This window comes from Pseudomonas sp. NPDC088429 (genome assembly GCF_044753305.1).
GTDB classification, from domain to species: Bacteria; Pseudomonadota; Gammaproteobacteria; order Pseudomonadales; family Pseudomonadaceae; genus Aquipseudomonas; species Aquipseudomonas rustica.
Genome location: NZ_JBIVMX010000147.1, coordinates 1 through 2,525, shown reverse-complemented (window position 1 = coordinate 2,525; position 2,525 = coordinate 1). Strand labels below are relative to the sequence as shown.

Sequence of the window (2,525 nt, the reverse complement as noted above, 5' to 3'; positions counted from 1 at the left end):
CACGAGGTGCGGGGTGTATTTCCCTTGCGGGTTTGAAGTGTTCGTCTTCGGCGGCGGTCATGCCGGTACCGAGGCAGCACTGGCCTCAGCACGTATGGGGGCAAAAACCCTGTTGCTGACGCATAACGTGGAAACCCTCGGTGCCATGAGTTGCAACCCGGCCATCGGTGGCATTGGCAAAAGTCATCTGGTCAAGGAAATCGACGCCCTCGGCGGCGCGATGGCCATGGCTACGGATAAGGGCGGCATCCAGTTTCGCGTGTTGAACAGCCGCAAAGGCCCAGCCGTACGGGCGACCCGTGCGCAAGCTGACCGGATTTTGTATAAAGCCGCTGTCCGCGAAATCCTGGAAAACCAGCCGAACCTGTGGATATTTCAACAAGCCGCTGATGACCTGATCGTCGAGCAGGAACAAGTCCGTGGTGTTGTCACGCAAATGGGTCTGCGGTTCTTCGCCGATTCAGTGGTGTTGACCACCGGTACGTTTCTCGGTGGACTTATCCACATCGGTTTGCAGAATTTTTCCGGCGGCCGTGCCGGTGATCCGCCGTCGATCGCCCTGGCACACCGTCTGCGTGAAATGCCACTGCGTGTCGGGCGCCTGAAAACCGGCACACCGCCGCGTATTGATGGCAAATCTGTGGATTTCTCGGTGATGACCGAGCAACCGGGCGATACGCCGATCCCAGTGATGTCGTTCATGGGCAACAAGGAACAGCATCCACGCCAGGTCAGCTGCTGGATTACTCACACCAACGCCCGCACCCACGAAATCATCGCCGCGAACCTCGATCGTTCGCCGATGTATTCCGCTGCCGGTGAAATCGAAGGCATCGGCCCGCGCTATTGCCCGTCGATCGAAGACAAGATCCACCGCTTTGCCGACAAGGAAAGCCATCAGGTGTTTATCGAACCGGAAGGTTTGACCACCCATGAGCTGTATCCGAACGGGATATCCACAAGCTTGCCGTTCGACGTGCAATTGCAGATCGTGCAATCGATTCGCGGCATGGAAAACGCGCACATCGTGCGTCCGGGTTATGCGATCGAGTACGACTACTTCGATCCGCGCGACCTGAAGTACAGCCTCGAGACCAAAGTCATCGGCGGTCTGTTCTTTGCCGGACAAATCAACGGCACCACCGGTTACGAAGAAGCCGGCGCTCAAGGTTTGCTCGCTGGCGCCAACGCCGCACTGCGCGCCAAGGGCAAAGAAGCCTGGTGCCCGCGTCGCGATGAAGCCTACATCGGTGTTTTGGTCGACGACCTGATCACCCTCGGTACCCAAGAGCCGTACCGCATGTTCACTTCCCGTGCCGAGTACCGCTTGATCCTGCGCGAGGACAACGCCGACCTGCGTCTGACCGAAAAAGGTCGCGAGCTCGGTCTGGTCGATGACGCGCGTTGGGCGGCCTTCTGCAAGAAACGCGAAAGCATCGAACTCGAAGAGCAGCGCCTGAAAAGCACTTGGGTTCGCCCGAACACGCAGCAGGGCGATGCGATTGCCGAAAAATTCGGTACGCCGCTGACTCACGAATACAACTTGCTCAACCTCTTGAGCCGTCCGGAAATCGACTACGCTGGTCTGGTCGAAGTGACCGGCAACGGCGCCGAAGATCCACAGGTTGCCGAGCAGGTTGAAATCAAGACCAAATACGCCGGTTACATTGATCGTCAACAGGACGAAATCGCCCGTCTGCGCGCCAGTGAAGACACGAAATTGCCTGTGGATATCGATTACACCAACATTTCCGGTCTCTCCAAGGAGATCCAGAGCAAGCTCGGCGCGACTCGACCAGAGACGCTAGGCCAGGCTTCGCGGATCCCGGGCGTGACCCCGGCAGCGATTTCGCTGTTGATGATTCATTTGAAAAAACGCGGCGCGGGCCGTCAGTTGGAGCAAAGCGCTTGAGTTCTAAGGTCACTTCGCAACACGCCGAAGAGTTATCCACAGGAGCCCGCGAGCTCGGTGTCAACCTCACTGAAACCCAGCACGAATTGCTGCTGGGTTATCTGGCCCTGTTGATCAAATGGAACCAGGCCTACAACCTGACCGCTGTGCGCGATCCGGACGAAATGGTTTCGCGCCACTTGCTCGATAGTCTCAGCGTGATGTCGTTCATCGAAAACGGTCGCTGGCTCGACGTCGGCAGCGGCGGCGGCATGCCGGGGATCCCGTTGGCGATCCTGTACCCGGACTCGCAAGTGACCTGTCTGGACAGCAACGGCAAGAAAACCCGCTTCCTGACTCAGGTCAAACTCGAACTCAAACTGGATAACCTGCAAGTTATCCACAGTCGTGTCGAAGCGTTCCAGCCTGCGCAACCGTTCAACGGGATCATTTCCCGGGCGTTCAGCAGCATGGAGAACTTCACCAACTGGACTCGCCACTTGGGCGATGCCGATACACGCTGGCTGGCAATGAAGGGCGTTCATCCGGCCGATGAGCTGGTAGCATTGCCGGCAGACTTCAAACTCGATAGCGAACACGCCCTGGCCGTACCCGGTTGCCACGGCCAACGCCC

2 protein-coding genes are annotated in these 2,525 nt (G+C 58.2%); both read left to right on the top strand.

The window, feature by feature from the left end; translation table 11 throughout:
- The first annotated feature begins 13 nt into the window (after positions 1-13).
- Positions 14-1,912 (top strand): tRNA uridine-5-carboxymethylaminomethyl(34) synthesis enzyme MnmG, encoded by a 1,899-nt coding sequence (gene mnmG / locus ACIP66_RS28490; RefSeq protein WP_400652610.1) that lies wholly within the window; start codon positions 14-16, stop codon positions 1,910-1,912.
- A partial coding sequence (rsmG, locus tag ACIP66_RS28485) for a 16S rRNA (guanine(527)-N(7))-methyltransferase RsmG (RefSeq protein ID WP_400652607.1) occupies positions 1,909-2,525 on the top strand: 617 nt, incomplete at its 3' end. The genes mnmG and rsmG, both read left to right, overlap by 4 nt.